Source organism: Paenibacillus sp. GCM10027629 (assembly GCF_042676425.1).
GTDB classification, from domain to species: Bacteria; Bacillota; Bacilli; order Paenibacillales; family Paenibacillaceae; genus Paenibacillus_K; species Paenibacillus_K terrigena.
On the sequence record NZ_JBHTGZ010000003.1, the window covers coordinates 589,370 to 615,838 of the forward strand.

Annotated in this window: 26 protein-coding genes; 19 read left to right on the plus strand and 7 right to left on the minus strand. The window is 47.3% G+C overall.

Annotated features, from left to right (window positions below; genetic code table 11):
• The first annotated feature begins 1 nt into the window (after nt 1).
• The 5 genes from gcvPA to ACFQZR_RS03210 all read left to right on the plus strand — a co-directional run bounded on the left by gcvPA (nt 2) and on the right by ACFQZR_RS03210 (nt 4,812).
• Nucleotides 2-1,420 (plus strand): aminomethyl-transferring glycine dehydrogenase subunit GcvPA, encoded by a 1,419-nt coding sequence (gcvPA, locus tag ACFQZR_RS03190; RefSeq protein WP_379342790.1) that lies wholly within the window; start codon nt 2-4, stop codon nt 1,418-1,420.
• On the plus strand, nt 1,417-2,979 hold the full coding sequence (gene gcvPB, locus ACFQZR_RS03195) for an aminomethyl-transferring glycine dehydrogenase subunit GcvPB (protein ID WP_379342792.1): 1,563 nt from the start codon (nt 1,417-1,419) through the stop codon (nt 2,977-2,979). Before gcvPA ends, gcvPB begins: the two co-directional genes overlap by 4 nt.
• A 162-nt stretch (nt 2,980-3,141) precedes the next feature.
• Nucleotides 3,142-4,008, plus strand: a complete 867-nt coding sequence (locus ACFQZR_RS03200; RefSeq protein ID WP_379342794.1) for an SPFH domain-containing protein — start codon at nt 3,142-3,144, stop codon at nt 4,006-4,008.
• Nucleotides 4,009-4,025: 17 nt separating this feature from the next.
• Nucleotides 4,026-4,220: a type II toxin-antitoxin system antitoxin gene (locus ACFQZR_RS03205; RefSeq protein ID WP_018756608.1), complete on the plus strand. Its 195-nt coding sequence runs from the start codon at nt 4,026-4,028 to the stop codon at nt 4,218-4,220.
• Nucleotides 4,210-4,812 carry a hypothetical protein gene (locus ACFQZR_RS03210; RefSeq protein ID WP_379342796.1) on the plus strand — a complete coding sequence of 201 codons (603 nt, stop codon included), beginning with the start codon at nt 4,210-4,212 and terminating at the stop codon, nt 4,810-4,812. The genes ACFQZR_RS03205 and ACFQZR_RS03210 overlap by 11 nt, the downstream gene beginning before the upstream one ends.
• Before the next feature lie 86 nt (nt 4,813-4,898).
• On the opposite strand, the gene ACFQZR_RS03215 is transcribed toward ACFQZR_RS03210, so the two are convergent.
• Nucleotides 4,899-6,374: an aminotransferase class I/II-fold pyridoxal phosphate-dependent enzyme gene (locus ACFQZR_RS03215; RefSeq protein ID WP_379342798.1), complete on the minus strand. Its 1,476-nt coding sequence runs from the start codon at nt 6,372-6,374 to the stop codon at nt 4,899-4,901.
• Between the two features lie 206 nt (nt 6,375-6,580).
• On the opposite strand from ACFQZR_RS03215, the gene ACFQZR_RS03220 reads away from it, so the two are divergent.
• Nucleotides 6,581-7,846 (plus strand): MFS transporter, encoded by a 1,266-nt coding sequence (locus ACFQZR_RS03220; RefSeq protein ID WP_379343783.1) that lies wholly within the window; start codon nt 6,581-6,583, stop codon nt 7,844-7,846.
• 71 nt (nt 7,847-7,917) lie between these two features.
• On the opposite strand, the gene ACFQZR_RS03225 is transcribed toward ACFQZR_RS03220, so the two are convergent.
• The 3 genes from ACFQZR_RS03225 to ACFQZR_RS03235 are packed head-to-tail and all read right to left on the minus strand — an operon-like array spanning nt 7,918 to nt 10,371.
• Nucleotides 7,918-8,559: a DUF1054 domain-containing protein gene (locus ACFQZR_RS03225; RefSeq protein ID WP_379342800.1), complete on the minus strand. Its 642-nt coding sequence runs from the start codon at nt 8,557-8,559 to the stop codon at nt 7,918-7,920.
• Between the two features lie 16 nt (nt 8,560-8,575).
• Nucleotides 8,576-9,223 (minus strand): response regulator transcription factor, encoded by a 648-nt coding sequence (locus tag ACFQZR_RS03230; RefSeq protein ID WP_379342802.1) that lies wholly within the window; start codon nt 9,221-9,223, stop codon nt 8,576-8,578.
• On the minus strand, nt 9,220-10,371 hold the full coding sequence (locus ACFQZR_RS03235) for a sensor histidine kinase (protein ID WP_379342804.1): 1,152 nt from the start codon (nt 10,369-10,371) through the stop codon (nt 9,220-9,222). The genes ACFQZR_RS03230 and ACFQZR_RS03235 overlap by 4 nt, the downstream gene beginning before the upstream one ends.
• A 199-nt stretch (nt 10,372-10,570) precedes the next feature.
• Here ACFQZR_RS03235 and ACFQZR_RS03240 point away from each other — a divergent pair, with 199 nt between their 5' ends.
• The 5 genes from ACFQZR_RS03240 to gndA all read left to right on the plus strand — a co-directional run bounded on the left by ACFQZR_RS03240 (nt 10,571) and on the right by gndA (nt 16,195).
• Nucleotides 10,571-11,506 carry an ABC transporter ATP-binding protein gene (locus ACFQZR_RS03240; RefSeq protein WP_379342806.1) on the plus strand — a complete coding sequence of 312 codons (936 nt, stop codon included), beginning with the start codon at nt 10,571-10,573 and terminating at the stop codon, nt 11,504-11,506.
• A gap of 14 nt (nt 11,507-11,520) precedes the next feature.
• The gene (locus ACFQZR_RS03245; protein WP_379342809.1) at nt 11,521-12,693 is read left to right on the plus strand and encodes an ABC transporter permease; all 1,173 of its coding nucleotides are present in this window, start codon (nt 11,521-11,523) and stop codon (nt 12,691-12,693) included.
• Nucleotides 12,686-13,846, plus strand: coding sequence for an ABC transporter permease (locus ACFQZR_RS03250; protein WP_379342811.1), 1,161 nt, complete (start codon nt 12,686-12,688; stop codon nt 13,844-13,846). The genes ACFQZR_RS03245 and ACFQZR_RS03250 overlap by 8 nt, the downstream gene beginning before the upstream one ends.
• A 192-nt stretch (nt 13,847-14,038) precedes the next feature.
• Nucleotides 14,039-14,635 (plus strand): hypothetical protein, encoded by a 597-nt coding sequence (locus tag ACFQZR_RS03255; RefSeq protein WP_379342813.1) that lies wholly within the window; start codon nt 14,039-14,041, stop codon nt 14,633-14,635.
• Between the two features lie 150 nt (nt 14,636-14,785).
• A complete protein-coding gene (gene gndA / locus ACFQZR_RS03260; protein ID WP_018756597.1) occupies nt 14,786-16,195 on the plus strand; it encodes an NADP-dependent phosphogluconate dehydrogenase in 1,410 nt (469 codons plus the stop codon).
• On the opposite strand, the gene ACFQZR_RS03265 is transcribed toward gndA, so the two are convergent.
• Nucleotides 16,179-16,511 (minus strand): hypothetical protein, encoded by a 333-nt coding sequence (locus tag ACFQZR_RS03265; protein WP_379342816.1) that lies wholly within the window; start codon nt 16,509-16,511, stop codon nt 16,179-16,181. The genes gndA and ACFQZR_RS03265 overlap by 17 nt on opposite strands.
• A gap of 259 nt (nt 16,512-16,770) precedes the next feature.
• On the opposite strand from ACFQZR_RS03265, the gene ACFQZR_RS03270 reads away from it, so the two are divergent.
• Nucleotides 16,771-17,283, plus strand: a complete 513-nt coding sequence (locus ACFQZR_RS03270) for a shikimate kinase (RefSeq protein ID WP_379342818.1) — start codon at nt 16,771-16,773, stop codon at nt 17,281-17,283.
• A gap of 12 nt (nt 17,284-17,295) precedes the next feature.
• Here the strand turns inward: ACFQZR_RS03270 and ACFQZR_RS03275 are convergent, their stop codons facing one another.
• Nucleotides 17,296-17,595, minus strand: coding sequence for a rhodanese-like domain-containing protein (locus ACFQZR_RS03275; protein ID WP_379342820.1), 300 nt, complete (start codon nt 17,593-17,595; stop codon nt 17,296-17,298).
• A 73-nt stretch (nt 17,596-17,668) separates the two neighbouring features.
• Between ACFQZR_RS03275 and aroA the strand changes: the two genes are divergently transcribed.
• Genes aroA through ptsP form a run of 4 tightly spaced genes read left to right on the plus strand, consistent with a single transcriptional unit; the run spans nt 17,669 to nt 23,077 of the window.
• Entirely contained in the window at nt 17,669-18,958 is a 1,290-nt protein-coding gene (gene aroA / locus ACFQZR_RS03280; RefSeq protein ID WP_379342822.1) for a 3-phosphoshikimate 1-carboxyvinyltransferase, read from the plus strand.
• A gap of 40 nt (nt 18,959-18,998) precedes the next feature.
• The gene (locus tag ACFQZR_RS03285) at nt 18,999-19,430 is read left to right on the plus strand and encodes a CoA-binding protein (RefSeq protein WP_379342824.1); all 432 of its coding nucleotides are present in this window, start codon (nt 18,999-19,001) and stop codon (nt 19,428-19,430) included.
• Nucleotides 19,431-19,469: 39 nt separating this feature from the next.
• Complete coding sequence (locus ACFQZR_RS03290; protein WP_379342826.1) at nt 19,470-21,356, plus strand: glucose PTS transporter subunit IIA; 1,887 nt, start codon at nt 19,470-19,472, stop codon at nt 21,354-21,356.
• Nucleotides 21,353-23,077, plus strand: a complete 1,725-nt coding sequence (gene ptsP / locus ACFQZR_RS03295; protein WP_379342828.1) for a phosphoenolpyruvate--protein phosphotransferase — start codon at nt 21,353-21,355, stop codon at nt 23,075-23,077. Before ACFQZR_RS03290 ends, ptsP begins: the two co-directional genes overlap by 4 nt.
• Before the next feature lie 105 nt (nt 23,078-23,182).
• Here ptsP and ACFQZR_RS03300 read toward each other — a convergent pair whose 3' ends face one another.
• Entirely contained in the window at nt 23,183-23,707 is a 525-nt protein-coding gene (locus tag ACFQZR_RS03300) for a type 1 glutamine amidotransferase domain-containing protein (protein WP_379342830.1), read from the minus strand.
• 278 nt (nt 23,708-23,985) lie between these two features.
• Between ACFQZR_RS03300 and ACFQZR_RS03305 the strand changes: the two genes are divergently transcribed.
• The 3 genes from ACFQZR_RS03305 to ACFQZR_RS03315 all read left to right on the plus strand — a co-directional run bounded on the left by ACFQZR_RS03305 (nt 23,986) and on the right by ACFQZR_RS03315 (nt 26,456).
• Nucleotides 23,986-24,396, plus strand: coding sequence for a hypothetical protein (locus tag ACFQZR_RS03305; protein WP_379342832.1), 411 nt, complete (start codon nt 23,986-23,988; stop codon nt 24,394-24,396).
• A gap of 100 nt (nt 24,397-24,496) precedes the next feature.
• On the plus strand, nt 24,497-25,507 hold the full coding sequence (ccpA, locus tag ACFQZR_RS03310; protein WP_018756587.1) for a catabolite control protein A: 1,011 nt from the start codon (nt 24,497-24,499) through the stop codon (nt 25,505-25,507).
• Between the two features lie 247 nt (nt 25,508-25,754).
• Nucleotides 25,755-26,456, plus strand: a complete 702-nt coding sequence (locus tag ACFQZR_RS03315) for a 5'-methylthioadenosine/adenosylhomocysteine nucleosidase (RefSeq protein ID WP_379342835.1) — start codon at nt 25,755-25,757, stop codon at nt 26,454-26,456.
• The last annotated feature ends 13 nt before the right edge of the window (nt 26,457-26,469 follow it).

The window sequence follows — 26,469 nt, forward strand, 5'->3', positions numbered from 1 at the left end:
CATGGAAACGCGTAGAAAAGCAAGTGTACATCCCTATATTCCGAATATGATTCCTGAGGTACAGCGTCAGATGCTCGATGAGATCGGTGTCGAACGGATTGAGGACTTATATGATATTATTCCCGATGCCATCAAAATGGATCGCTTAATGGATATGCCTCCTGCATTATCCGAGTTCGAATTAAAGCGGGAGATCGATAAGCTGCTCCAGAAGAACAAGAGTGCGAATGAGACGATCAACTTCCTTGGTGCGGGATGCTGGCAGCATTTCATCCCTGCGGTATGTGATGAGATTAATCAGCGCTCGGAATTTGTAACGGCCTACGCAGGCGAGCCTTATGAAGATAAGGGCCGTTTCCAATCTCTATTCGAATACCAGAGCTTGGTGGCAGAGCTCGTCGATATGGATGTTGTGAATGTACCGACGTTCGACTGGGCGCAAGCCGCATCGACATCGCTGCGCATGGCGTCTCGGATTACGGGACGCACGGAAGTCTTGCTTCCTGCGACCATCGATCGTGATAAGCTCATGATTATCGCGAATTATATTACACCGCAATTATCCTATCAGCTTGTTGATTTTAACGACCCATCAGGGGAGCTCGATCTGGAAGACTTGAAGTCCAAAGTCAATGGGAATACGGCGGCGGTCTACTTCGAGAACCCGACGTTCCTCGGTACGATCGAGTCGCAAGGTCAAGCGATCGCGGACATCGCCCATGCGGCTGGCGCGTTATGCGTCGTCGGTGTTGATCCGAGCTCGCTCGGCGTCTTGAAGCCGCCAAGTCAATACGGCGCAGATATTATCTGTGGTGATCTTCAGCCATTAGGGATGCATATGAACTATGGCGGCGGTCAGGCTGGATTTATTGCAACACGTGATGAAGAGAAATTCGTTATGGAATACCCGTCCCGTCTGTTCGGGATTGCACCGACGATAGTAGAAGGCGAATATGGATTCGGGGACGTTGCCTATGATCGTACGTCCTTCGCACATCGTGAGAAGGGCAAAGAGTCCGTCGGTACACAGACGGCACTATGGGGGATTACTGCGGGGGTCTACCTTGCATTGCTCGGCCCTTACGGGATGCAAGAGCTCGGTCAGACAATCATGCAGAAATCGCAATATGCGGCCGAACTGCTCGCAGGAATCGATGGCGTAGAGATTCGCCTGCAATCGACCTTCTTCAAAGAGTTCGTCGTTGACTTCAACGGTACAGGCAAGACGGTTCGTGAGATTCATCGTCAATTGCTAGCTGATGGTATTCAAGGCGGTAAAGATCTATCCGAAGATTTCCCTGAACTCGGTCAATGTGCATTGTATTGTGTGACGGAAGTACATGCGAAGGAAGAATTAGAGACGCTTGCTGCAGCCATTCAGAGAGCGTGCGTCGTGAAGGAAGAGGTGGAATCGGTATGAAACGGATCGTTAGAGATCATAAGGTGAGAAATTTCCATCAAGCGAAATGGGATGAGCCGATCATATTCGAGCTTCATAAGCCGGGTGAACGCGGTGTTGAGGTTCCGCAAGCAGAAGCGGCGATTGAATCTACCGTAGGTGATGGCATTTCTCGCATTCCGGATGGAATGAAACGCACGACGCCTCCAGCCCTTCCGGAGATTGGTCAGGCGAAAGTGCTTCGTCACTATCTTAGACTATCCCAAGAGACGATGGGCTCCGACTTCAATGTGGAGATCGGCCAAGGGACATGTACGATGAAATACATCCCGCGAGTGAATGAGATGATGATTCGGACGCCGAAAATCATGGATCTACATCCGTTACAAGATGTAAGCAATTCGCAAGGGATTCTGGAAGTCTTCTACAAGCTGGATCTCGCGATGCGAGAAATCTCCGGGATGGATAAATTCACATTCCAACCAAGCAGTGGAACACAAGCTTTGCTCGCTATGGCTTCGATCGTGCGCGCTTATCATGATTCCAGGGGCGAAGGCGAACAGCGTAACGAGATCATTACGACGATCTTCTCGCATCCGTCTCAAGCGGCAACAGCGGTCGTGAAAGGCTATAAGATCATTACATTGTATCCGGATGCGGATGGCTTCCCGAACATTGAAGAGCTGAAGAAAGTGATCTCGAGCCGCACAGCAGGCTTCGTCGTAGCGAATCCAGAGGATACAGGCATCTATAATCCACGGATCAAAGAGTTCACTGACCTTGTTCATGAAGCGGGAGGGATTTGCTACTACGATCAGGCGAATGCGAACGGACTTCTCGGCGTAACACGCGCGAAGGAAGCGGGCTTCGATATGTGCTTTTTCAATTTGCATAAGACGTTTGCAGCACCGCATATGTGCGGTGGGCCGGCGACGGGCGCGCTCGGTGTTGTGGATACACTTATTCCGTTCCTACCGGGGCCGATCGTGGAATACGATGGCACGAGCTATGATCTGAAGGAAGTCGGCGACTTAAGCATTGGTAAAGTCCGCAGCTTCCACGGGGTCGCACAGACGGTGCTTCGCTCCTATGCATGGGTTCGCAGCCTAGGCGCCGAAGGCTTGCGTCAGGTGGCACATACAGCCGTGCTGAATAATAATTACTTGTATCACAAAATCCTTAAAATCCGCGGTGCATCAGCTCCATACGTGAAAGGGAACCGCTTAGAGCAGGTTCGTTATAGCTGGGAGCAAATGACGCAGGAGACAGGCGTAACGACAGAGGACGTAACCCGCCGGATGTGTGACTTCGGTCTTCACTACTGGACTAGTCATCATCCCTATGTCGTGCCGCAGCCATTCACGCTGGAGCCTACCGAATCTTATTCGAAAGAGGATTTGGATGAATACATTAATGCCCTCCAACAGATCTCGGACGAAGCGTACAGTAATCCCGAGATTGTGAAGAACGCGCCAACGCGCAGTACGGTGCACCGTATCGAGGATTCGAGCTTTGATGACCCAGAGAAATGGTGTATTACGTGGAGAGCGTATTTGAAGAAGACGACACCAAGCGAATAATGGCGCACGTATAGGTAAATCCAGAGAACCTAGCTTCTACCATCTGATGGTCGAAGCTAGGTTTTTTGTGTTGTGACGACTATCGGATATAAATATTAATTTACAATATTAGTTAAAAGTGATATCATAAAGATATCTTAGAGATATTAAGGAGTGAGTTGTATGTTTCAGGAGAAGAAGAGTGCTAACGTGAATGGCTTTTGGGGATTACTGCTGGCGCTTGTGGCCATCGGGGCAGGTGTGTATGTCCTTATTGCGGGTGGCAGTGCTTCGAATGGTCTTTTGATTGCATTAGGGGTCGTGCTTGAAGTGATCGCCGTCATCTTGTTGACAGGGCTAACGATCGTGCAGCCGAATCAAGCGAATGTCATTACCTTTTTCGGTCAATATTTAGGTGTCATTCGTCAGAGTGGTTTCTATATGACGGTTCCTTTCTCATCTCACAAGAAAGTATCCTTGCGTGTTCGCAATTTTAATAGCGCTAAGTTAAAGGTTAACGATGTGGAAGGGAATCCGATTGAGATCGCAGCTGTTGTCGTATTCTCCGTGTTGGATTCGGCGAAAGCGCTGTTCGAAGTGGATGAATATGAGACGTTCGTCGAAATTCAGAGTGAGACAGCGTTACGCCATGTTGCGAGTAAATATCCTTATGACGGTGCGGATGGAGCAGGCTTCTCGCTGCGCAGCAACGCGGAAGAGATCGCGATGGAGCTCAGCACAGAACTTCAGAATCGTCTTGCCATTGCAGGGGTTAACGTGATTGAATCTCGACTAACGCACCTTGCCTATTCAACGGAAATCGCAAGTGCAATGTTGCAGCGCCAGCAGGCATCAGCAATCATCGCTGCACGTGAGAAAATCGTTGAGGGTGCTGTAACCATGGTTCAAATGGCAATTCAGCGCTTAGAGGCGGATGGTGCTGTGGAGCTGGATGAAGAGCGTAAAGCTGCGATGATTAACAATTTACTCGTCGCGGTTGTGTCGGATCGGTCTGCCCAGCCGGTGATCAATACGAGCTCGCTGTACTAAAGGAGTAATCCGTTACCATGGCAGGTAAGAAGAAGAGTTTTCCTCTACGCCTTGATCCGACCATATACGAGGCTTTGGAGCGCTGGGCAGCGGATGAATTTCGAAGCGTAAATGGTCATATGGAATATTTGCTGCGTGAAGCACTAAGAGAGGCGGGACGTCTCCCCGTGGTGAAGAGGCACAGGAAGGAGGAGGATTCGGATGACGAGTAATTCGAAGAAGGACTTCGTTCGTAAGAAGTGGTGGGAGCCGAAGAGTACGGGGGTTCTCCGTCAATATGCGCATACCAGTCATGGAACCTATCATGCCTCCTCCTTGAAAGGCTTCAACTACACACCGCAGCATGTGATGGTCAACGCCCGCAAAGGGGCAGGGGAGATGCAGGTGATCATTATCGAATCGGGGAATAATGCAGGTTCGTCCGATACGTTAGAAATCGTATACACCTATCGACCACGTCGTAAGCTGGAATTCTCTTTGTTTTCAGCGAAGCGGATCGGTTTCTGGCTGCAGCGATTAAGGCCGACAACGATGCCTAATGCTGCACTGGCTAAGCTGTTTAAGGGCAGTTCAACCCACCCTAGCATACTCCGGTCTGTACTGAAGCACGAACAGCTTCACGACAGGCTCATTGAGTATCCCAGTGCGGAAATTCGACTGCGCATCAAAGACCATAACGCTAAGCTCACGTATCGTGAACGTATCAAGAAGCTTGATGAGCACAATATAGCTGCGAGTGTGGAGATGATGGAGCATGTCATCGAAGCACTTCAGGATCAGAGTGTGATTTATGAACCGCGATAATTTGACATTCGGCATCATTTGCGCCATATAACGAAAGGACCACCCTTGAGTTCAATCTGAACTCAAGGGTGGTCCTTTTTTATTGATTAGAAAATCGCTTCTGTCTCGACAATAACTTTCACGTTCTTAATACTGCGGTCTTCTGGTCCTTTGACCGGTAACCCGACTTCGACATGATCCATGATGTAATTAATGTTCTCTTGCGAGATCACTTCACCTGGCAATAGAATCGGGATGCCTGGCGGATAGACGTAGATGAATTCCGCGATGATACGTCCTGCGGATTCCTTGAATGGAATCACTTCCGTATCTGCGTAGAACGCTTCACGCGGTGTCAAGGAGAGGTGCGGGATCTCAGGGATCTTCACGACCACTTCTTTCACTTCATTCATGTTGTAGAAGGCTTCTGACATTTCACGAAGCGCTCGGAGGAGCGTATCTACCGTTTCCTGTCTGTCCCCTGGTGTTACCAGACACAGAATGTTGTACATATCACTGAGCTCTACTTCGAGATTGTAATGCTCGCGCAGCCAGTTCTCCGCTTCATAGCCAGTCATGCCAAGATGGCGAACGTGGATCGTGACTTTCGTCGGATCGTAGTTATACGTCGCTTCGTCGCCTAGGATCTCATCACCGAAGCAATAGAGGCCAGGTATCGAATTGATTACTGTACGGGCATACTGCGCGAGTCGAATAGCTTCTTCTGCAATCGCATGTCCGTTAAGAGCTAGATTGCGACGGGATGTATCTAATGAAGCGAGCAGGATATAGGATGTCGACGTCGTCGTCAACATACTGATAATCGTCTGTACACGCTGCTGATTAATATAGCCGTTCTTCGTATTCACATTAAGCACCGAACTCTGCGTCATAGAGCCGCCCAGCTTGTGCACGCTTGTCGCTGCCATATCAGCGCCTGCTTGCATCGCAGACATTGGCAGATCCTCATGGAAATGAATTAGTACACCATGTGCCTCATCGACAAGAACAGGTACGTGGAAGGAATGCGCTAGATCAACGATTTCTTTCAAGTCGGCACAGATGCCGTAATACGTCGGGTTAATGACCAGAACAGCCTTGGCATCCGGGTGTTTCGTCAATGCCCGGCGAACGGACCGCGTCGTGATACCATGATCGATTCCGAGATTCTCGTCACGTGCCGGAGAGATAAAGACCGGACGAGCGCCAGAGAAGATGATGGCGGACATAATCGATTTGTGAACGTTGCGTGGGACGATAATCTTATCGCCTGGCGAACAGACTGACATGATCATCGTCATGATCGCGCCGCTTGTTCCTTGGACAGAGAACAAGGTATAGTCCGAACCGAAGGCGTCAGCAGCAAGCTTCTGTGCCTCTTCAATTACGCCAGTCGGCTGATGCAGGTCATCTAGGGGAGCAATATTAATCAAGTCTATAGAAAAGGCGTTATCGCCGATAAATTCACGGAATTCTTGATCAGAGCCGGCTCCTTTTTTATGGCCTGGGATGTGAAACTGAACGGGATTGCTCGCAGCATGCTGCCGAAGAGCAGTGAACAAAGGTGTACGTGAATGATCCATTCTTTCATCCCAACTTTCTCGAATTAATAAACAAACAAGGAGAAGTATAACAAAAACGTGGGGGAATGCAAGCAATTTATTAGTGGATATTTGGAAGATTTCATGGACAATGTGCAATTTTTCCATCATCTTGGGCCACACTAAAGAAATAGGTGTGCCTGCGGACTTGAAAAGGAAGACGAAGTTGAAGGAGGAGTTGGTTGGATATGGAAAGGGCGAAGATGAAGGGGAAGCTGGAGCATTTGTTCTCCCCATTTGTCATTGAATTGCTAGTCATTCTATTTCTTGTGGAATTTGTGAAGGGAGCATTGCTCGTCACGATCCTTCCCATTTATATGGGGACGGTCCTTGGACTCTCAGCCTTTGCGATTGGCTGGGCCTTCTCGCTTCAATATATCGGTGATAACATATTCCGCAGTCCGTTAGGTTGGATTACAGAACGAGTAGGCTACCGAATCAGCATGCTAGTGGGATTGATCATCACCTTCATATCCGTGGGGCTCATCGCTTTTACCTCGAATTTATTTCTAATCGTATTCGCCTGCTTATTGCTCGGGATCGGGACGTCTCCGCTCTGGCCATGCGTTATTACAGGCACGACACAGGTAGCGGGAGAGAAGGCGCAGGGGACGGTGCTTAGCATTGTCTATTTCGCTTGGCTCAGTGGAACCGGAGCGGGACCTGTTGTCATTAATTTGTTTGTTACTAAGTCGTATGCACCTGCTTTTCGAGTCTTGTTACTCTGTATGGCTGTCGTCACGATTGTTGCTCTTTTTTTGCCGGGAAGACAGCAAACAGAGGAGCTGCATGCGCAAGAGGACATGCCGAATTTGAAGTCCAACGCGAGGCTGTCTGTTCAGAATCTGTCTGGTAAAATACGAGAGACCTTGCAAGAGGTGCGGCGCAATCTGCACGTAAGCTGGCAATTTTTCGTCGCTCTTTTTCTGCAGACCTTCTCGATCGGCTTACTTACACCGGTGATTACTCTATATGCCCGAACGGTCATTGGCCTCACGCCAGGACAGTACAGTGTCCTGCTGATGATTGGCGGAGGGATTACCGTGCTGGCGCTTATTCCGATGGGAAGATGGGTGGATAAGATTGGGACGAAATGGTTCTTGCACATCGGATTTGGATTAACGGCCGTTACGTTATTCTTCTTCGCGACTGCACGCTCGATGTTCCTTGTCTATCTCTTGGTCTGTCTCATTGGCATTGGTTACGCACTGATCGTTCCCGCTTGGAATGCTTATATTGCTTCCGTAATTCCGAAGTCTGAGCGAGGGGCCGTCTGGGGATTTTTCCTTACGATTGAAGGATCAGGGATGGTTGTTGGTCCGATTATATCGGGTAGATTGTGGGATATTCTAGGTACGCATGCGCCGTTCTACGGCAGCAGTTTGGTGTTAGCCGCATTATTCGGGATTCATTGGTATATGACTTCGAGACCACGTTCAAAAGTGATGGCTTGACGACAAAAATATAAGGCAGTACGGTGTCCGATAGAGGTCACTGTGCTGCCTTTTCATATTCACTGCGAAGATTAGAATGCGAGTCGATATAGCGGCAATAACTGCTCAAAGGTATGCTCAATCGTCGAGAGCAGCTTCTCTCCGTCGGCAAGCAGCGGATTATCGCGATCAATACGTAGGCCGCAGAGTACTTCTGATTTCTGAATGTGCTGCAACTTATGAATGATAGTCTCGAAAGCCTCCTCATTCATGTCTGCATGCGATGTTCCTTCTGGCTTCATATGATCGAGAGACCAGAAGAAGTTCGCCGGGACTGCTGCACGTACGTCTTGCAGATGTTCGGATAGATGCTTCGCGAATACCTTCTTATTATCACTCTCATAGATGACAGCAAAAATAATGAAGAGATGCGACTCGAACATGCCGACTTGAAAATGCGGATGAGCTTTGTAGCCGCGTTTGTTATTCGCCCATGCGACCCATGTATCATTAGGCGGGTTGATGGTGCGTCTTGCATGCTTCGCGACGTGGGGAAACATCTCTTCTCCGCAGAGTGCCGTAAGGTGGGGTGCAAGTTGGTTGCCAAGCTCCGTGAGCTTCGGACGAACTCGCTCGATTAAAGCGCTCATACGCGCTTCTAGCCCAGGAATAGCGAAGACATCGAAGTCCGCTGCAACAAAATTCGTATTCATAGCTTGTGTATTGTTTGTCATGATGAGGTTAGGCCTCCTATGTAAGGTAAAAGATTGCAATTTGCGTTCGATCTCTTAATGATAATTTGCTAAGGATGTCGGAAATATAATTTTTCACCGTACCTTCGCTAAGGAAGAGCGTCTGCGCAATTTCTTTATTGGATTTACCCGCAGCGATGAGTTCCACGATCTGTTGCTCTGCTTTCGATAGCTGGTGTTGGGCAAGCTTCGCGCTGCGATCCAATGAAGCTGGGTTCGGTCTAGGTTCACTGACGAGGGTCGCGAGCTTCCTCGCAATATCCGGATGAATGAGCAAGTCGCCGCGATGTACAGTTCGAATGCCTTCCATAATCCGTTCTGGAGGGATGTTCTTGAGCAGATACCCACCCGCACCGTTGCGAATTGCCTCCACAATATAATCATCATCATCGAATGTCGTTAAGATGAGGACGGCAATATGAGGCGCATGTGCCTTGATTAGCTTCGTTCCTTGCACACCATCGCATTCGGGCATCCGAATATCCATTAGCACGAGTTCGACTTCGGGATGCGACTGAATGAAGGCGAGTGCCTCATTTCCATTCGCGCAGGTACCGACGACCTCAATATCCTGCTGTAAATCAAGGATCATCTTCAAGCTCTCACGGATGAATGCATCGTCATCCACGAGGAGGATTCGAATCATAGTGTTGCTCCTTCCGATAAGGTACTTTCTTTAGGATAATGCGGCAGACGCGTGATGATGCTGAAGTGATCGTCGCAAATCCAATGGAGCTGTCCTCCGATTAGATGAACACGTTCTTCCATGCCCCGCATGCCTATTCCTTTCCGTATTTGCTCCGAATCTGGCACGCTCCCATTATTGCTGATCCGCATGTGGATCTGATCGGGTTCGTAACGTAATAGAATGTGAACCTCGGTTGCTCCCCCATGGCGAAGCGCATTCGTGATGGCTTCTTGCGCATTGCGGTAGAGTACATATTCGATGCTAGGATAGAGCGCGTAAGGCAGACCTTCCACGTGGTATTCCATGGCAATTCCGAAGGTTTCACGGGTCGATTGAATCAAGTGATCCAGCGAATATTGCTGGGAATCTTGAATTGGCGGCGCAATACGTCGTACGGTCCGGCGAAGCGTCTCCATGGAATCGCTCATTTGATCGCGAACCTGTTCGAGCATGGCGATCGCTTGATCGGGCTTCGTCTTGTAGATCTGTAGAATGGCTTCCGTCATCATCTTCTGCCGAATAAGTCGATGTCCAAGATCGTCATGGATGTCTTTCGAGATCCGATTCCGTTCCTCGAGCTGAGCGAATTGCTCCACCTGCTTCGCGTATTGGACAAGTCGTGTTCGGGCATCGCTGAGCTCCAGATGGCTTAAGCTTAGTTGATCGTACAGCGTTTCCGCCTCATTCTTCTGAACCGAAGTCATGCGAATGCCGATCAGCAGCAGGGCGGTAAGCAGGAATGTCACATTGGCGACGAACACCATCATGCTAGACTGATGGATTAGTGTGATGTTATACCCAATTAGCAGGAGAAGACAACCAGCGATCTGGTGATTCAGATCTTTCCATGGTGTCGATTGCTCGAACAACGCGACTAACGGAGATAACAGCATTAAGAACGTGATGCCTTGGTAGTGAAGACTGATATAGGTGCAGAGCGCCGTTTCTGCTGCGAATAGGATAAACGCAAATGGTTGCAGCTTCAGTAATCGCACACGAGCTAGCAGCAGCGTCATGAGGGTGAATGCGACATACACAGCGGGGGATCCGATATCTCCCCACCAGATCGTTCCGATGGCCGGAATGACGAGGAGGAGATGGCGCATCCAGGATAAAATGGCAAACATATTGGCACACCCTTCGTCCAAAATCATGAAAATAGTATACCATACCAAGCCATCATGGTCATGAGATGACTTTAGTCACCTCAACTTCATGACGAATCGGACGTGTGTGACCGAGAAATATCTCCTACAATGAGTACATACCACATAACGGAGATGGAACGGAAGGGGATATAAGGTGATGAGTTTTGTTGAATTGAAACAAGTGTTGAAACGTTATGATACGAAGGTGACGGTGAACCATTTAAGCCTCAAAATCGAGAAGGGTGAAATATTCGGCTTATTAGGACCGAACGGTGCGGGCAAGAGCACGACGATCCATATGCTGACTGGCCTCTTGCCTTATGATCAAGGTGAAATTCTTATCGATGGACGATCAGTCCACAAGCATACGATAGATATCAAAAAGAAGATCGGACTAGTGCCGCAAGACTTAGCGATTTATGAGACCTTAACGGCACGCGAGAACGTGACATTCTTTGGCCGATTGTATGGTCTTAGCGGCAAGCTGCTGCGTGAGCGGGTAGACGAAGCACTCGATTTCGTCGGGCTGAAAGATCGTGCGGGAGATAAGCCGGGGGCCTACTCGGGTGGGATGAAGCGCAGATTGAATATCGCTTGTGCCATCATGCATCATCCAGAGCTTATCATTATGGATGAACCGACTGTAGGGATTGATCCACAGTCTCGTAATCACATCATGGAGTCGATTCGGAAGCTCAATGCCATGGGATCTACGATTATATACACGAGTCATTATATGGAAGAGGTTGAAGCGATCAGTACTCGGGTCGGGATTATGGACCACGGCAAACTGATTGCATGCGGTACGAAGGAAGAACTGCTTGAACAACTTGGACGTGATGAGAAAATGTTTATTACCGTGGATACATTGCGAGATTCCGTTCTCGTTGAACTTCGCCAGCACCCGCATATTCTGAGTGTTGAGGTTCTGGGGAATGAACTAGAGATGATGCTGAAGCCAACGGATACGGTATTTCAAGATATTCTATTCATTCTGTCAAATCATCAGATTAAGCCGATATCTTTCAAGCGTGAAGAACCGAATTTGGAGACGCTGTTCTTATCATTAACAGGACGTACCTTGCGTGACTAGGAGGGGAGGATCATATGCGTAACATACTACATGTCATGAAACTGGAATTGCTTCAAATTTCACGGATGCGAAGCGTTCTTCTTATCTTGTTCGTCTTACCTCTGTTATTGATCTTCGTATTAGGATCGGCGCTGTCGAGTCAATTCTCTGCGAATGAATACACACCTGAGCAAGTGAAACTTGCGGTATATAACCAAGATACAGGCATGATGAAGTCGATCTTACATCAATTCTTCCAATCAACGAAGACGCAAGAGATTCTAGAAGTAACGAATGTGGATTCCGAGATGGAATTGAAGAATCGTATTCAAGCACGTGAAGTGGATGGCGGACTTATCATTCCAGCTACATTCTCCACAGAGATCATGGGTGGCCGTACAGCAGGGTGGACGTACGTCGCAGGACCGAGCACGAGCAAGAATGATATGGCACGTATGATGCTGCAAGCTTTTACAGATCAGACGACGCAATCGCAAGCTGCAGCCATAGTCCTTGGCGTGAACGGAACACCGACCAATAGTTCTAACCAGAAGGCGGAGTCGATAAATGCGGTGAAGATCGGCAAGCTGCAGGATAATCTCTACGAAGCGAGCTCCTTCCAGTATTATTCTTGCACAATGCTCATTATGTTCTTGTTGTTCGGGGGGATGTCATCAGCGATTAGCTTGCTGCGGGAACGAGAGAACAAGACGCTCCAACGGATGATTGCCGCGCCAGTAGCTGTCTCTCACGTGATCTTGGGCAAATTACTCGGTGCAACGATCCTGTCGATCATGCAAGGTGCTATTATTATTGGATTCACGGGGATCGTATATGGCGTGGATTGGGGAGAGCACCTCTTAGGGGTTGGTCTGACGGTATTCTTCACGGTTATTGCATCGATTAGTCTAGCCGCGGCTTTAGCAGGCATTCTGAAGAGCAGTAAAGCAGTGGAATCGATATATTCAACCATTGTATTCGTAATGACCTTTCTAAGCGGCGGCATGGTTGTATTCGTAGGTGGAGAGCTAGAGAGTGCAGGGAAGTTCACCTTGAATTATTGGGCAAATGGGTCTGTTTTTCGATTCATGATGGGTGTGGATGTAAATACGGCGTGGCATTTATTATTCGTATTGATGGGCATCGCCGGTGTGCTGCTTCTTCTGGCAGTACGATTCTCAAGAAGGGTAGGGAGCATTTATGAATAATAGCCTAATCATAGCTGGATTCTTCATTCGTCGTATGCTCGGCAGTCGAAAAGCATTACTCAGTCGGATTATCATCCCCGTTGCTGTCATCTCTGCCATCATTGGAATTACCGCATCCATGGGTGCTGAGAATATCCGAGTTATCTACTACAATGCGGATCAAGGTCAGCTCGGGAAGCATGTGGTGACTGGATTGCAAGGCAAACAGGGCTTCACGGTCGAACCGGTTGACAGCATGGAGGAGGTGAAGCGTCAGATCATTGCGCATCAAGCGAGTGGGGCTCTCGTGATTCCACGAGATTTCTCAGCAGTCCTATGGGAAGGCAAGCTGCCTGACGTAGAGCTATTCGAACTAACGCAGACCAAGTCAACCGTCATGCTTCGCCAATATAGCGATGCTGAGATCTCTCGCGTGCAGCAGGCTATCGTTCAGACGAGAGCAGCAGATGCTGCGATAGGGCAAGATCATCAAGCGTTGCTCGAACGCCTGCTAACACAGCAAGAACAGTCTGCGATTAAGACGAACGTAGATCCAGGGCACTATAATTTGAATCCTTACTTTAATACGATTATCGGGATCATGCTCATGTTCCTCTTAATGATGAGCAGCGGCGGTATCCATATTATTATGGAAGACCGGGTAAATCGAACGATGCAGCGGGTATATAGTGCTCCGGTTCGCGCTTGGGAGATAACATTAGGGAATTTCCTTGGAAATGCGGCGATCGGTTCGATTCAGATTAGTGTCATCTTGCTCTTCACGCGTTATGTGATCGGGTATGATTACAATGGCATTCCATTATTGGCGCTATTCCTTGTGCTCGAATGTTTCTTGCTCGCAGCGATAGGAATGACTAGTGCGATAGCTGGAACAGTTCGGGATACGAAGAGTTTGGGGCAAGTGAACAATATTCTAGTAACACCTACATGCATGCTTGGGGGCTGCTTCTGGCCGCTCGCGATTATGCCGGATTTCATGCAGAAGATTGCTAATTTCGTTCCTCAAAAATGGGCGATTGACGCGGCGATGAAGCTTTCTGATGGGGAGCATCTCATGGCTGTAGCCTCGAATCTAGGGATTCTGCTGCTGTTCGCGGTTCTGCTGCTATCGATCGGAGCATCGATTCTTAGACCGGCCCAGAGAGCATTATAAACATCATTTGAGAAAGTCCCTTTGGGGGCTTTTTCTTCGTTTTATGAAGAATCAGGCTTGAAAATAGTCAATAAACCAAGTTACCGAAACATAAAATAACGTATAAGATATGGTAAAACCATAAGTTGTCAACATTTTCTGATGGAGACTAGACTTGCTGGAGGATTCAATCACATGAAGGGAGGAATTGCCATGAACAAGAGTTACGAAGTGGAATATTGCAACTTGGAGCTGCGGTTCGATCGAAGAACAATCCAGAATTTGATTCGCGATTTGATTCATGAAGGCTACTCCTTATATTGGAGTGAGAATGAATCATTATTTATCATTTCCGTGCGTACAGGTCGTAAATTGGTCAAACTACGGTTCCAGCGGATTCAGAATCGGTACAAAATTGTAGGCAACTACACGATTAAAGATGAGAAGCTGTCAGAGTTTATGGAGCGCCTGATCGGAGATACTCGCGGGCATGCGGTTGTGAAGCGGTTTAAGGATCGACAAATTTTGATCGAGAGTATTTTGTTTGGGGAGTTAATTCTGCTCGTCGAAGTATCGGGTGTGGATCACCGGGTTATTTTCCAGAAGCGGCCACTCGTCACCACAGAGGAAATGATTCGTGCATTCCAATCGACACGCGCGGAAGAACGAATCGGCGTATTGCGTATGGAGCTTGATTATGAGCTATCAAATTTGTATGAAGCGTTGGAGCGGGAAGATGATGAATGTGTACAGCAGTGCAAAGAAAAATTGCTTGTCCTGCGCAGTGAAATGCTGCAACTTGAATGCTAGTAGGGGTTGTATGCTATCCAGACACCTCACGGCTGTTGGGGTGTTTTTGGTGTGAGGATGGAGTTAGGGGTTCACTTCTGCATATAAAAAGAGTAAAATAGGTATATTGAGAAAATCTACATATACAAAAGGTAAAGGGTGGAAAACCAAATGTCGAAACAGCAAATCGGGGTAATTGGTTTGGCGGTTATGGGGAAAAACCTCGCGCTAAACATTGAGAGCAGAGGATTCACGGTCTCCGTGTACAATCGTTCGAGAGAGAAAACAGACGATCTTGTACAAGAGGCGCAAGGCAAGAACTTATTCGGTACCTATTCCGTTGAAGAGTTTGTACAATCGCTAGAAACTCCTCGTAAGATTCTGATCATGGTACAAGCAGGTAAAGCAACCGATGCTACGATCGAACAACTTCTTCCACATTTGGATCAAGGGGACATCATCATTGATGGAGGAAATGCTTACTTCCCTGACACCGTTCGTCGCAGCAAAGAATTGGAAGATAAAGGTTTCCGCTTCATTGGTACAGGCGTATCCGGTGGTGAGGAAGGCGCGTTGAAAGGTCCTTCGATTATGCCAGGCGGACAAGAAAGTGCTTATCAATTGGTAGAGCCAATTCTTACAGCGATCTCCGCGAAAGTAAATGGCGACCCTTGCTGTACGTATATCGGACCAGACGGTGCTGGACACTATGTGAAAATGGTGCACAACGGCATCGAGTATGGTGATATGCAATTGATCTGTGAAGCATATGATCTTCTCAAGAACGTTCTTCACGTTAGCGCTGAAGAATTGCATGAAATCTTTACAGAGTGGAACAAAGGTGAACTTGATAGCTATCTGATCGAGATTACGGCAGATATCTTCTCCAAATATGATCCAGAAACGAAAAAGCCTATGGTAGATGTGATTCTTGACTCTGCAGGCCAAAAAGGTACAGGGAAATGGACAAGCCAAAGCGCGCTTGATCTCGGCGTTCCGCTCTCCATGATTACGGAATCCGTATTCTCCCGTTTCTTGTCTGCAATGAAAGAAGAACGCGTTCAAGCTTCCAAAGTGCTTAATGGTCCGAAAGTATCGGCATTCGACGGCGATCGCGCTGCGTTTATCGAATCTGTTCGCAAAGCATTATTCACAAGTAAAATCGTATCGTATGCACAAGGCTTCGCTCAAATGCGTGCGGCTTCTGATGAATATGGCTGGGATTTGAAATACGGCAACATTGCGATGATCTTCCGTGGCGGATGCATTATTCGTTCCCGTTTCCTACAGAACATCAAAGATGCGTACGATCGCGATGCAAATCTTCCGAACTTGCTTCTTGATTCGTACTTCAAGGATATCGTTGAGAACTACCAGGATGCATGGAGACAAGTCGTATCGGCAGCTGTAGCAAACGGCGTTCCGGTACCAGGCATGTCCAGCGCACTAGCATACTACGACAGTTATCGTACAGAAAGACTTCCAGCGAACCTGTTGCAAGCACAACGCGACTACTTTGGTGCGCACACGTTCAAACGTGTTGATATGGAAGGTACTTTCCACTTCAACTGGATGGATTAATCTCGGACCGACTCTCTCGATCTTGAGGATACAGTCCGTGTACGGCTTCCATTAAGAGCTGGCGGAGTCGGTTGATTTCCTGATCATGTCCTGTGCGGCGATGAATAAGCAGCGTGGCAGCTTCAGCGAAATATTGGAAATTCTCTAAAAGGCGTGGTTGTGATAGATCCAATAATCGTGGATCTTTATCAGCCACCCTTTTTTTAATGAACTCCAGCACATAAATAATGTCATCCTTGCATAATGAGTGATTAGGATCAAAGATTCGATCTAGTCGTTGCGTTACGTTGTGTTTGTTCGATGTCTCCAGCTGCATGGGAAGGCTCACTCCTATCTCAAAATTAGGAAAAAAAAGGCTATTAACATCTTTACGATTAAAAACCCTTTTTTATACGTTTAGAATTTAATAATTTCCGGGGGTCCCGTAAAGTACCTGAATTACCTCGAAGACAAAGCACCATTTTGTAAGGTTATTATACATTCTTTTCTGGGTTTCAAATGTAATCTTTCCGTAAGTGTGGTATGATATGGGAGGTTTCGCTCACAGAAGATTCGGCGTTAGAGGTGAAAAACTGTTGGAAAATGTCAAAAAACGCAATCTTATTCTTATCGGCTTTATGGGTACTGGGAAGTCATCGGTAGGGAAAATGCTAGCTGAAATGATGAACTATAAGTTCGTTGATACGGATTCATATATCGAATCGAAGGCAGGAAGTTCAATACCTGAATTATTTGCTTCACGTGGTGAGGATATTTTTCGTCAATTGGAACAAGAGGCGATTCAGGAAATATTGCATAGCGACGGTCTTGTTGTATCGACAGGTGGCGGCTCCGTACTACGTGAAGAGAATCGGACTGCGATGCTTGCCGGTGGACAAGTCATTGCGCTAACGGCCGATGCAGACAGCATTATTGCTCGCGTGTCGCAGGATCCGAATCGACCGTTATTGCAAGGAAGTGTGGAAGAACGTGTACATACGCTGCTAGAACAGCGCAAGGATGCGTATCGATTTGCAGATTTGACGATAGATACAACAGATTTGTCTGTGGATACGATCGTGGGGATCATTCTCGCCCATCATCGATAAGGTATTCGAAGCTTAGAGCTGGCTCCAAGCAAGCATGCCGCCTTCCATATTCTTGAGCCCTTCAAGGCCAAGTTCAGTGAGATACTCGCAAGCTCTCTCGCTTCGGTATCCACTGCGGCAGATCATAATAATTTCTCCCGTCTGCTTAATTTCATCGATGCGATCAGGGATTTGACCGAGTGGGATGTGCACTGCACCAGCAATCATGCCTTGAGCGACCTCTTCGGGCTCACGCACATCTATCAGATTTAATGATTCACCGCGTTCAAGTCTTGCTTTTACTTCCTCGGGTTGAATTTGTACAATGTTCATTAGGTAGTCCCCCATTACTTTTCATGATATCTGAACCTTATTTTAACATACATTATTGAAGGAGTGAATCAAGGTGGACGTGATTGTAACCCCAACTTCGAGGCTTGAAGGAGAGATTCAAGCCCTATCTTCCAAAAACTATACGACGCGTTATTTGCTCGTTGCAGCTCTTGCGAACGGGACGAGTACAATTCATTTCCCAGCTCATAGTGAAGACAGTGATGCGATGCGTCGTTGTATTCGTGATTTAGGTGCTGTCATTGAGGAGGATGAGACCAAGATTGTTATAACTGGCTTTGGTAATCGTCCTGCGAATGTGAGTGAACTGAATGTTGGCAATGCTGGCGCAGTATTGCGCTTCTTGATGGCTATTGCTGCATTATGTCCAGAAGTGACATTTGTCAATACGTACCCGGATTCACTCGGCAAACGCCCGCATAATGATCTTATTGATTCGCTGCAGCAAATGGGTGTTGAAGTCGATCACCAAGAGGGCAAACTTCCGATTACGATTCGCGGTGGAAATCCGAAAGGCGGTAAAATTACCGTATCCGGGAATGTTAGCTCGCAATTCCTAAGCGCATTGTTGTTCCTGACACCGATGTTGGAAGAAGACAGTGAAATCGAAGTCTTGCATGATCTGAAATCAAAGGTTGTTGTTGGTCAGACTTTAGAAGTGTTGGAACAAGCTGGCATTGTCATTCATGCGAGCGATGATTTGATGCATTATAAAGTGCCTGGTCGTCAGCAATATCTAGCGAAGGAATATATCGTACAAGGGGATTATCCAGGATCTGCCGCCGTACTTGCCGCTGCAGCTGTGACGAATTCCAATGTAAAAATTCATCGTTTGGCAGAGAATAGTAAACAGGGCGAACGTGCGATTGTGGATGTCCTCCGCATGATGGAAGTGCCGCTTACGCATGAGAACGGAATTGTTCATGTGCAGGGGAATCAGCAGTTAAAAGCACTTGAGTTCGACGGGGATGCCGCAACGGATGCGGTGCTTGCGATGGTCGCAGCAGCCGTATTCGCCGAAGGTACATCAAGGTTCTATAACGTAGAGAATCTACGCTATAAGGAATGTGATCGAATCACCGATTATTTGAATGAGCTTCGCAAAGCGGGGGCGAATGTTGAAGAGCGCCAAGCAGAGATCATCGTTCATGGCAGACCTGAGGGTGTTGAAGGCGGCGTTGAGATTAATGCGCATTATGACCATCGCGTCATTATGGCGTTGTCTGTCGTTGGATTGCGTGCCAAGGTACCGCTTCGGATCAAGGATGCGCATCACGTGGCGAAATCGTATCCTATTTTCTTCGATCATATGCAATCTATCGGCGCACAAATCGAGTGGGTATAGGAATTAATAACTGATTTAATTACCGGAGGTGCTTGGAATAATGGCGTATCAGAACCCGTCTCAAGAAGAAATTCGTGAAATACTACGCAGTTCGAATGTCATAGCCGTTGTTGGATTATCAGAAAAGCCTGATCGAACTTCCTACATGGTAGCTGAAGCCATGCAGCGTAGAGGTTACCGGATCATTCCGGTGAACCCTGTCGTGGCAGGCACGAAGATCTTAGGTGAACCCTGTTATTCATCTTTGAAAGATATCCCGGAAAAGGTGGATATCGTAAACGTATTCCGTAGGAGCGAATTCTGTGAACCAGTTGCTGAAGAAGCTGTAGCAATCGGTGCAAAGACGCTCTGGCTCCAACAAGGGATTATCAATATTAGCGCAGCGAATATTGCTGCAGGGGGCGGCCTGAAGGTCATTATGGACGTCTGTATTAAAGTCGCTGACTCGGTGTTGTTACCCGGCGGCAAATAATAACGGAATCGGGACCGTAGCTTGAAGGGAGGTTAGCGCATGAATGGGCTCGGAGCGTTGCAGCAGTTCGGGCGAGCGATTATGCTTCCTACCGTTGTGCTACCTGTTGCAGCCTTGATGTTGTTTCTCGGCAGCATGCCTTGGGAACCGATCGGCCTTGGGTCGATCGGTCATGTCCTGAACGTTGCTGGGAATACAATTTTCATGTATTTGCCTTATATTTTTGCAGTGGGTGTCGCTCTTGGACTCGGGAATAACGATGGTACCGCGGCGTTAGCGGCACTGCTCGGGATTTTCATCGAACAGCAAGTGACATCGTATTTTGGTGCTACAGAATCCCAGCCGAGTATTCTCGTTGGTATTTTGATAGGGATACTTGCAGGCTACATAACGAATCGATATAAAACCGTTCAGCTCCCAGAGTATATTCAATTTTTCGGGGGGCCGCGGTTTGTTCTGCTTGTGATGAGCTTTGTGATGCTGGTATTCGCCTCGGTGATGGTCCTCATCTCAGAACCTTTGCAGCAAGGGGTTATTGCCCTAGGCAATTTCCTGTTGTCCTTAGGCGGCTTCGGCGTGTTTTTATTTGGTGTACTGCAGCGTGTACTTGTCGTAGTTGGCCTGCATCATATCTTGAATAATGTTTTCTTCTTTCATGTGGGCACTTTCGAGACAGCGGGCGGTCAAATGGTGTATGGGGATTTGCCGCGTTTCTTTGCCGGTGACCCGACAGCAGGTCAATTTATGACGGGACTCTACCCACTGACGATGTTCGCCATCCCAGCCATTGCATTTGCGATCATTCAAGAGGCACGTGAGGATCTCAAACCGAAGGTGCAGAAAATGTTCTTGATGTCTGCCTTTGTCTGCTTCTTAACTGGGATTACGGAGCCGATTGAATTCGCATTTCTATTCGTCGCACCGTATTTATTCGTTGTTCATGCGATCATCTCTGGATTAACGATGTGGATATGCAGTTATTTGAATATACATCTTGGGGTTTCATTCTCAGCTGGAGCGATTGATTTTGTTATTAATAGCCATTTAGGGACAAATCAGTGGCTTCTGATCCCGATCGGGATCGCGCTTGGTTTAATCTACTATAATCTGTTCCGCTTCGCTATCTATAAGTATCGGATTCCGACACCGGGTCGTGAAGAGGGCTCTGAAGTGGATGACTGGGCAGGGAGTCTGCCGTATCGTGCGCCGCTCATTCTCCAAGCGCTTGGTGGCAAGGACAACATTATTCGGATGGAAGCTTGCGTGACGCGGCTTAGGTTATCGGTTGTGAATGATCGATTGATCGATCGAAGGGCGCTGAGACTTCTAGGCTCTGCAGGTATGATCCGCTTAGGCGGAGGGGCCGTACAAGTCGTATTTGGTACCTATTCGGACGTGATCCGAGCTGAGATTATGAAGGTCGTCAATAAAGACCTGAATCAAGTGCTCTTCCATGCGCCGATGCAAGGCAAGATGATCCCGCTGGACGAAGTACCGGATCAGATTTTTGCGAAGAAGCTTGTAGGGAATGGGGTTGCCTTTATTCCGGATAAGGGTGAAATGGTCGCGCCGCTTGCCGGTGAGATTATGACGATCTACCCGACGCAGCACGCGATTGGTATTGTCACATCAGAAGGTCTGAATGTATTGATCCATCTTGGGATTGATACTTCAAGTTTGAATGGATATGGCATGACCGTGCTCGTGAAAGAAGGGGACCAGGTGGAAGCCGGTCAACCGTTGATGAAGTTCGATTTGGATTATGTGAAGCAGCATGCGACATCGATTGTGACACCGATGGTGATTACGAACTCGGAGATTGTACAGTCTTGGAGTTTTGCACCGTATAAAGCTGTGAAGAAGGGTCAAGCATCTGTGATGTCGGTTGTATTAAATGATAGGAATGTTGGAGGGAATGCAGAATGATACAGGGTATCGGCGCTTCATCAGGAATCGCAATTGGAAAAGCCTTTGTACTCCCGACATGGGAATGGGATTTGCCTGATCAGCGGATAGATTCCATCGATTTAGCGAAAGAATTTGAGAGACTGTATGAAGGGGTTCGTACCTCCAAGAATGAGATCGAGTTTTTGAAAAATGAGTTCCGGGAAGTGGTGGGACCGGATCAGTCGTCTATTTTTGACGCACATATCGCAATTCTTGAGGATCCTGTGTTTATGAGTGAAATTCAAGCGATTATCGAACGTCAATACAAGGCGGCGGAAGTAGCGGTAAAGGAAGCGATCGATCATTTTGTCAAAATGTTTGATTTACTTGATGACGAATATATGAAGGAACGTGCGCTAGACATTAAGGATGTTGGCAATCGTCTCTTGAAGCATTTATTAGGCGCACCTGAGATTACGCTGCCCTCGGATACAAACCCGTATCTGCTCGTAGCGAAGGAATTGTCGCCTTCACAGCTCGCGAATTTGAATCAAAATTACGTGCTCGGAATTGCTACATTACAAGGCGGACGCACATCCCATTCCGCGATTATGGCGCGTGCACTCGGGATTCCTTTTGTCCTCGGATTAGAAGGCAAGCTTGATGATCCGATTCAGACAGGTGATATGCTCGTGGTGGATGGCGGGGAAGGTACGGTCTACGTTAATCCGGATGAAGAAATCCTTCAGCGCTATACACAGATTCGCGATGAGCAGATGGAGAAGAAGAACAGGCTGCGTCAGCTTGCTTCGGTACCGGCAGTGACGCTTGACGGGATTGAAATGCGTCTTGCTGCGAATATCAGCTCACTAAAAGAACTGAACGTCGCGCTGTCGAACGGAGCTTCGGGGGTAGGGCTGTTCCGAACCGAGTTCCTGTATATGGATCGGCAGCATTTTCCGGAAGAAGAAGAGCAATTCGATGTGTACCGCGAGGTGGCTGAGAAGGTATCGCCGAATACGGTCGTGATCCGGACGTTGGATATTGGCGGAGATAAACATTTAGATTATTTCGCGCTGCCGGAGGAGGACAATCCATTCCTTGGTTATCGAGCGATTCGTATTTGTCTAGACCGGAAGGGATTATTCAAGACCCAGCTACGTGCGATTCTGCGGGCGAGTCATTTCGGGAATGTGAAAATCATGTATCCAATGATTTCTTCGTTGGATGAGGTTCGTGAAGCGAATGGTGTGTTGGAGGAAGCTAAGCGTGAGCTGGATGAGGAAGGAATTCCGTATAATTCGCATATTCAGATTGGCATTATGGTGGAGGTTCCTGCAGCAGTCATGATCGCTGATCTCCTTGCAGAAGAGGTGGATTTCTTCTCGATTGGGACGAATGATCTAGTGCAATATGTGCTGGCAGTCGACCGGATGAATGAAAAGATTGCCCATATGTACAATCCGTTCCATCCGTCCATCCTGCGGATGCTGAAGATGACCGTCGATGCAGCGAAAGCCAAAGGGATCACGGTCAGTGTATGCGGTGAATTGGCAGGAGACGAACGCGCCTTAGCGCTATGGGTAGCTCTAGGTGTTCACGATCTGAGCATGTCGGCTCATTCGATTCTGCACTTGAAGAGCCGTGTGCTTGAAATGTGCGAGATGGAATGCGTGGAATTAAAGGATCGCTTATTCTCGTGTCGTACGAATCGTGAGATTGAGCAGTTGCTAAATGATTTTACGCGGAATAAATCGTAAGGCTGCGTCTGGAGATTTATGAGGCACGCGGGTATATGGTTCATCTGTAATAGGAGAAAAGAGGCTGTCGAGTAATCGACGGCCTCTTTTTTGTGAACTTGAGCTTTACACTCCTGCGAGCAAATCACAGAAAGCTTTACCATAAGGCGGCAAATCTGGCGGACGACGCGCAGAGACGATATGTCCGTCTACAACAACAGCTTCATCCACCCAAGTGGAGCCTGCGTTCTCCATATCATCACGAATCCCTGGAGTAGAGGTGACGGTGCGTCCTTGCAGGATTTTGGCCGAGATTAGTACCCAGCCCGCGTGACAGATTTGACCGATCGGCTTACCAGCTGCATCCATCTCACGAACGAGAGTAATGACTTTCTCATAACGACGCAGCTTGTCCGGCGCCCATCCACCAGGAACGAGAATGCCGTCATAATCGGCGCTATTCACCTCGTCAAAAGCAAATTCCGCTTCTGCAGGCACGCCGTATTTACCAATATATTTTTTACCTTTTTCAGGTCCGACCAAATGAACGATCGCCCCTTCTTCACGAACCCGATAGATCGGATACCATAGCTCCAAATCCTCAAATTCTTCGTCGACGAGTGCGATAACTTTTTTTCCTGATAACCGCATGTTTTACCTCCTAATTACGCTGTAGTACGAGTCTTTTAACCATTTGTCATGCATATGTATTTAACAGTATAACAAAGCGTGTGATAAATATCATGGCGTTTTTCCAGAATAACCATCTAATTTCCGTAAAAGTCATTAATTACATCTAGTCAAATCCGAACGAATCTGCGAATATAGTCGAATAATAGTCTTTATTTTTTGCGAACAATTCGAAGCAATTTATAACTTACTATAATGGGGTGGTCAATGTGCACAAGCAATGTGAATGTGGACATGTTATGAATTTGTTACTAAGAATGGTCATTTTTGCAAAACAGACAGAGATTCAGAGTGTACCCGTCTTTACGTGTTCGAGTTGCGCCAAGAGTGAAGTCTATGTAGATGTGAAGAAAGATCTTACGGATCTTATTGCCAAGTACGGCAAGACTTCGACAGGGAAGCAGACGTTATTATTTCAAGAATTTAATGAGCTTGTAAACGTATTCTTCGAAATGTTCTCGAAAGGAAGAAAGTACGTAAATATCACAGAGTTTGAGCGAATGCGTGAAGAACGTGTCAATCAGCTGCTCGATGTGTATTTGCTGGCAAAGACGATGAACGATGAAGAATGGATGGAAGATATTCAGAAAAGATTGAAACAACTCAAAAAATTTACTGCAAACCCTTACCGAATGAACATGAATTCATGATTAAAAGCGTGGTCACGTTGCGCAAAGTATGAATATGTCGTATCATTACATTAATATGTAGGATATGAACGAAAAATATTAATGTTTGGAGAGAAGGAACGTGACTGTAACTATTTATGATGTAGCAAGAGAAGCAGGCGTATCGATGGCAACGGTATCACGGGTTGTGAATAATAACCCAAACGTTAAACCACAGACACGTAAGAAAGTATATGAGGCAATTGAACGCTTAGGATATCGTCCGAACGCGGTAGCAAGAGGTCTTGCGAGCAAGAAGACGACAACCGTTGGCGTAGTCATTCCAGATATTTCGAATTCGATTTTTGCTGAAATTGCGCGCGGCATCGAAGATATCGCGAACATGTATCACTATAATATTATTTTGTGTAATGCGGATAAAAAGAAGGAAAAGGAAATTCGCGTTATTAACACGCTTCTAGAGAAACAAGTCGATGGCTTGTTATTCATGGGTGGAGCCATTACAGAGGAGCACATTCAAGCGTTCCAGACAGCGGCTGTGCCGATCGTTCTTTGTGCAACGAAGGACGAGCAGGGTGTCATTCCATCCGTTGATATTGATCATGAAGGTGCAGCATTTGATGCTGTGAACACATTGATTCGTCACGGACATCGTGAGATTGCCATGATTAGCGGTACGTTGCAAGATCCAGCGAATGGATTTGCCCGGTTCCAAGGGTATAAGCGCGCGCTCGAGAATGCAGGAATTACGTATCAAGAGGATCTGGTTCGCATCGGGAACTATCGTTACGAGTCTGGTGTTGAAGCGATGAAATATTTCCTTGGATTGCGTACCAAACCGACAGCGATTTTTGCTGCGACAGACGAAATGGCCATTGGTGCTATACATAGCATTCAAGACTCAGGACTTAAAGTCCCTGACGATTTCTCTGTTATCAGCGTTGACAATATTCGGATGGCTTCGATGGTTCGTCCTTTGTTAACGACGGTTGCACAGCCGATGTATGATATTGGTGCGGTTGCGATGCGTTTGTTAACGAAGTTGATGAAGAAGGAGAATGTCGATAATGCGAACGTTATTTTACCGCATGAGACGATTCTTCGCTTGTCCGTATCACATGTGAACAAATAAATGCGAGTTCAAAAAGTCGGCTTTTCAGCACCTAAGAGTTTTCGAAGAAAACTAACATCGTAAGCATATGCTCAGGTTGGGTGAATCCGAAGAAGGAGGAACGGAGTTTAGGTAAACCTAAATGAGTACCGGACTTCGAGGATGAACGCAAGATTCGATGTCGAATCTACTGCTTGCAACACTTCGTGATCAAAAGTTGGCTTTTTGAACAACCTCTAAGAATTGATATAGAACGGGGAACATAACGATGTCTTATCACAAAATTGGCCTGATTGGCGCGATGAACGAAGAGATCGAATTGCTGCTGGGCGACTTGCAGCAGAGTAAGCGTTCGGAACGTGCAGGCATTACATTTTATGAAGGTGTCTTTCATGGGAAAGAGGTCGTTCTCTGTAAGTCCGGCGTTGGTAAAGTCAATGCTGCAGTAACGACGCAAATTTTAATTGATACCTTTGGTGTGGATAGTATTTTGTTTACAGGGGTTGCGGGTGCGCTGCACCCGGATCTGAATATCGGAGATATTGTTGTATCGACCGTATGCAAGCAGCATGATATGGACGTTCGAGCACTTGGATTTGAGCGAGGCGTTATTCCGTATCAAGAGCGTTCGACATTCGAAGCTGCGTCTGATTTGGTCGAGAAGGCAAGAGAGGCATGTGAGCGGTTGTTCCAAGGGCGGTATCGTCTAGGGGCGGTATTATCCGGGGATCAATTCGTGGCAAGCCGAGAGCTTGTGCAAGAGCTGTATGAGACCATGGACGGCGCTTGTACGGAGATGGAAGGCGCCGCCGTGGCTCAAGTGTGCGATATGCACCGCATTCCGTTCGTCGTCATTCGCTCGATGTCAGATCGGGCTGATGGTTCAGCCCATGTGAATTTCGCTGAATTTACGATTCAAGCTGCGAAGCATTCGTATCAGATCATTGATGATATTCTAAGTCATCTGTAAGGATGGATAGGTG

Coding starts and splice junctions, on each gene's coding strand:
- ACFQZR_RS03255 (WP_379342813.1), top strand. CDS start 14,039: ATGAACAAGAGTTACGAAGTGGAATATTGCAACTTGGAGCTGCGGTTC.
- ACFQZR_RS03205 (WP_018756608.1), top strand. CDS start 4,026: ATGGCAGGTAAGAAGAAGAGTTTTCCTCTACGCCTTGATCCGACCATA.
- ACFQZR_RS03290 (WP_379342826.1), top strand. CDS start 19,470: ATGAATGGGCTCGGAGCGTTGCAGCAGTTCGGGCGAGCGATTATGCTT.
- gcvPB (WP_379342792.1), top strand. CDS start 1,417: ATGAAACGGATCGTTAGAGATCATAAGGTGAGAAATTTCCATCAAGCG.
- ACFQZR_RS03200 (WP_379342794.1), top strand. CDS start 3,142: ATGTTTCAGGAGAAGAAGAGTGCTAACGTGAATGGCTTTTGGGGATTA.
- ptsP (WP_379342828.1), top strand. CDS start 21,353: ATGATACAGGGTATCGGCGCTTCATCAGGAATCGCAATTGGAAAAGCC.
- ACFQZR_RS03240 (WP_379342806.1), top strand. CDS start 10,571: ATGAGTTTTGTTGAATTGAAACAAGTGTTGAAACGTTATGATACGAAG.
- ACFQZR_RS03215 (WP_379342798.1), bottom strand. CDS start 6,374: ATGGATCATTCACGTACACCTTTGTTCACTGCTCTTCGGCAGCATGCT.
- ACFQZR_RS03220 (WP_379343783.1), top strand. CDS start 6,581: ATGGAAAGGGCGAAGATGAAGGGGAAGCTGGAGCATTTGTTCTCCCCA.
- ACFQZR_RS03275 (WP_379342820.1), bottom strand. CDS start 17,595: ATGAACATTGTACAAATTCAACCCGAGGAAGTAAAAGCAAGACTTGAA.
- gcvPA (WP_379342790.1), top strand. CDS start 2: ATGGAAACGCGTAGAAAAGCAAGTGTACATCCCTATATTCCGAATATG.
- gndA (WP_018756597.1), top strand. CDS start 14,786: ATGTCGAAACAGCAAATCGGGGTAATTGGTTTGGCGGTTATGGGGAAA.
- ACFQZR_RS03250 (WP_379342811.1), top strand. CDS start 12,686: ATGAATAATAGCCTAATCATAGCTGGATTCTTCATTCGTCGTATGCTC.
- ACFQZR_RS03230 (WP_379342802.1), bottom strand. CDS start 9,223: ATGATTCGAATCCTCCTCGTGGATGACGATGCATTCATCCGTGAGAGC.
- ACFQZR_RS03225 (WP_379342800.1), bottom strand. CDS start 8,559: ATGACAAACAATACACAAGCTATGAATACGAATTTTGTTGCAGCGGAC.
- ACFQZR_RS03235 (WP_379342804.1), bottom strand. CDS start 10,371: ATGCGCCATCTCCTCCTCGTCATTCCGGCCATCGGAACGATCTGGTGG.
- ACFQZR_RS03265 (WP_379342816.1), bottom strand. CDS start 16,511: ATGCAGCTGGAGACATCGAACAAACACAACGTAACGCAACGACTAGAT.
- ACFQZR_RS03285 (WP_379342824.1), top strand. CDS start 18,999: ATGGCGTATCAGAACCCGTCTCAAGAAGAAATTCGTGAAATACTACGC.
- ACFQZR_RS03245 (WP_379342809.1), top strand. CDS start 11,521: ATGCGTAACATACTACATGTCATGAAACTGGAATTGCTTCAAATTTCA.
- ACFQZR_RS03315 (WP_379342835.1), top strand. CDS start 25,755: ATGTCTTATCACAAAATTGGCCTGATTGGCGCGATGAACGAAGAGATC.
- ACFQZR_RS03300 (WP_379342830.1), bottom strand. CDS start 23,707: ATGCGGTTATCAGGAAAAAAAGTTATCGCACTCGTCGACGAAGAATTT.
- ACFQZR_RS03305 (WP_379342832.1), top strand. CDS start 23,986: ATGAATTTGTTACTAAGAATGGTCATTTTTGCAAAACAGACAGAGATT.
- ACFQZR_RS03210 (WP_379342796.1), top strand. CDS start 4,210: ATGACGAGTAATTCGAAGAAGGACTTCGTTCGTAAGAAGTGGTGGGAG.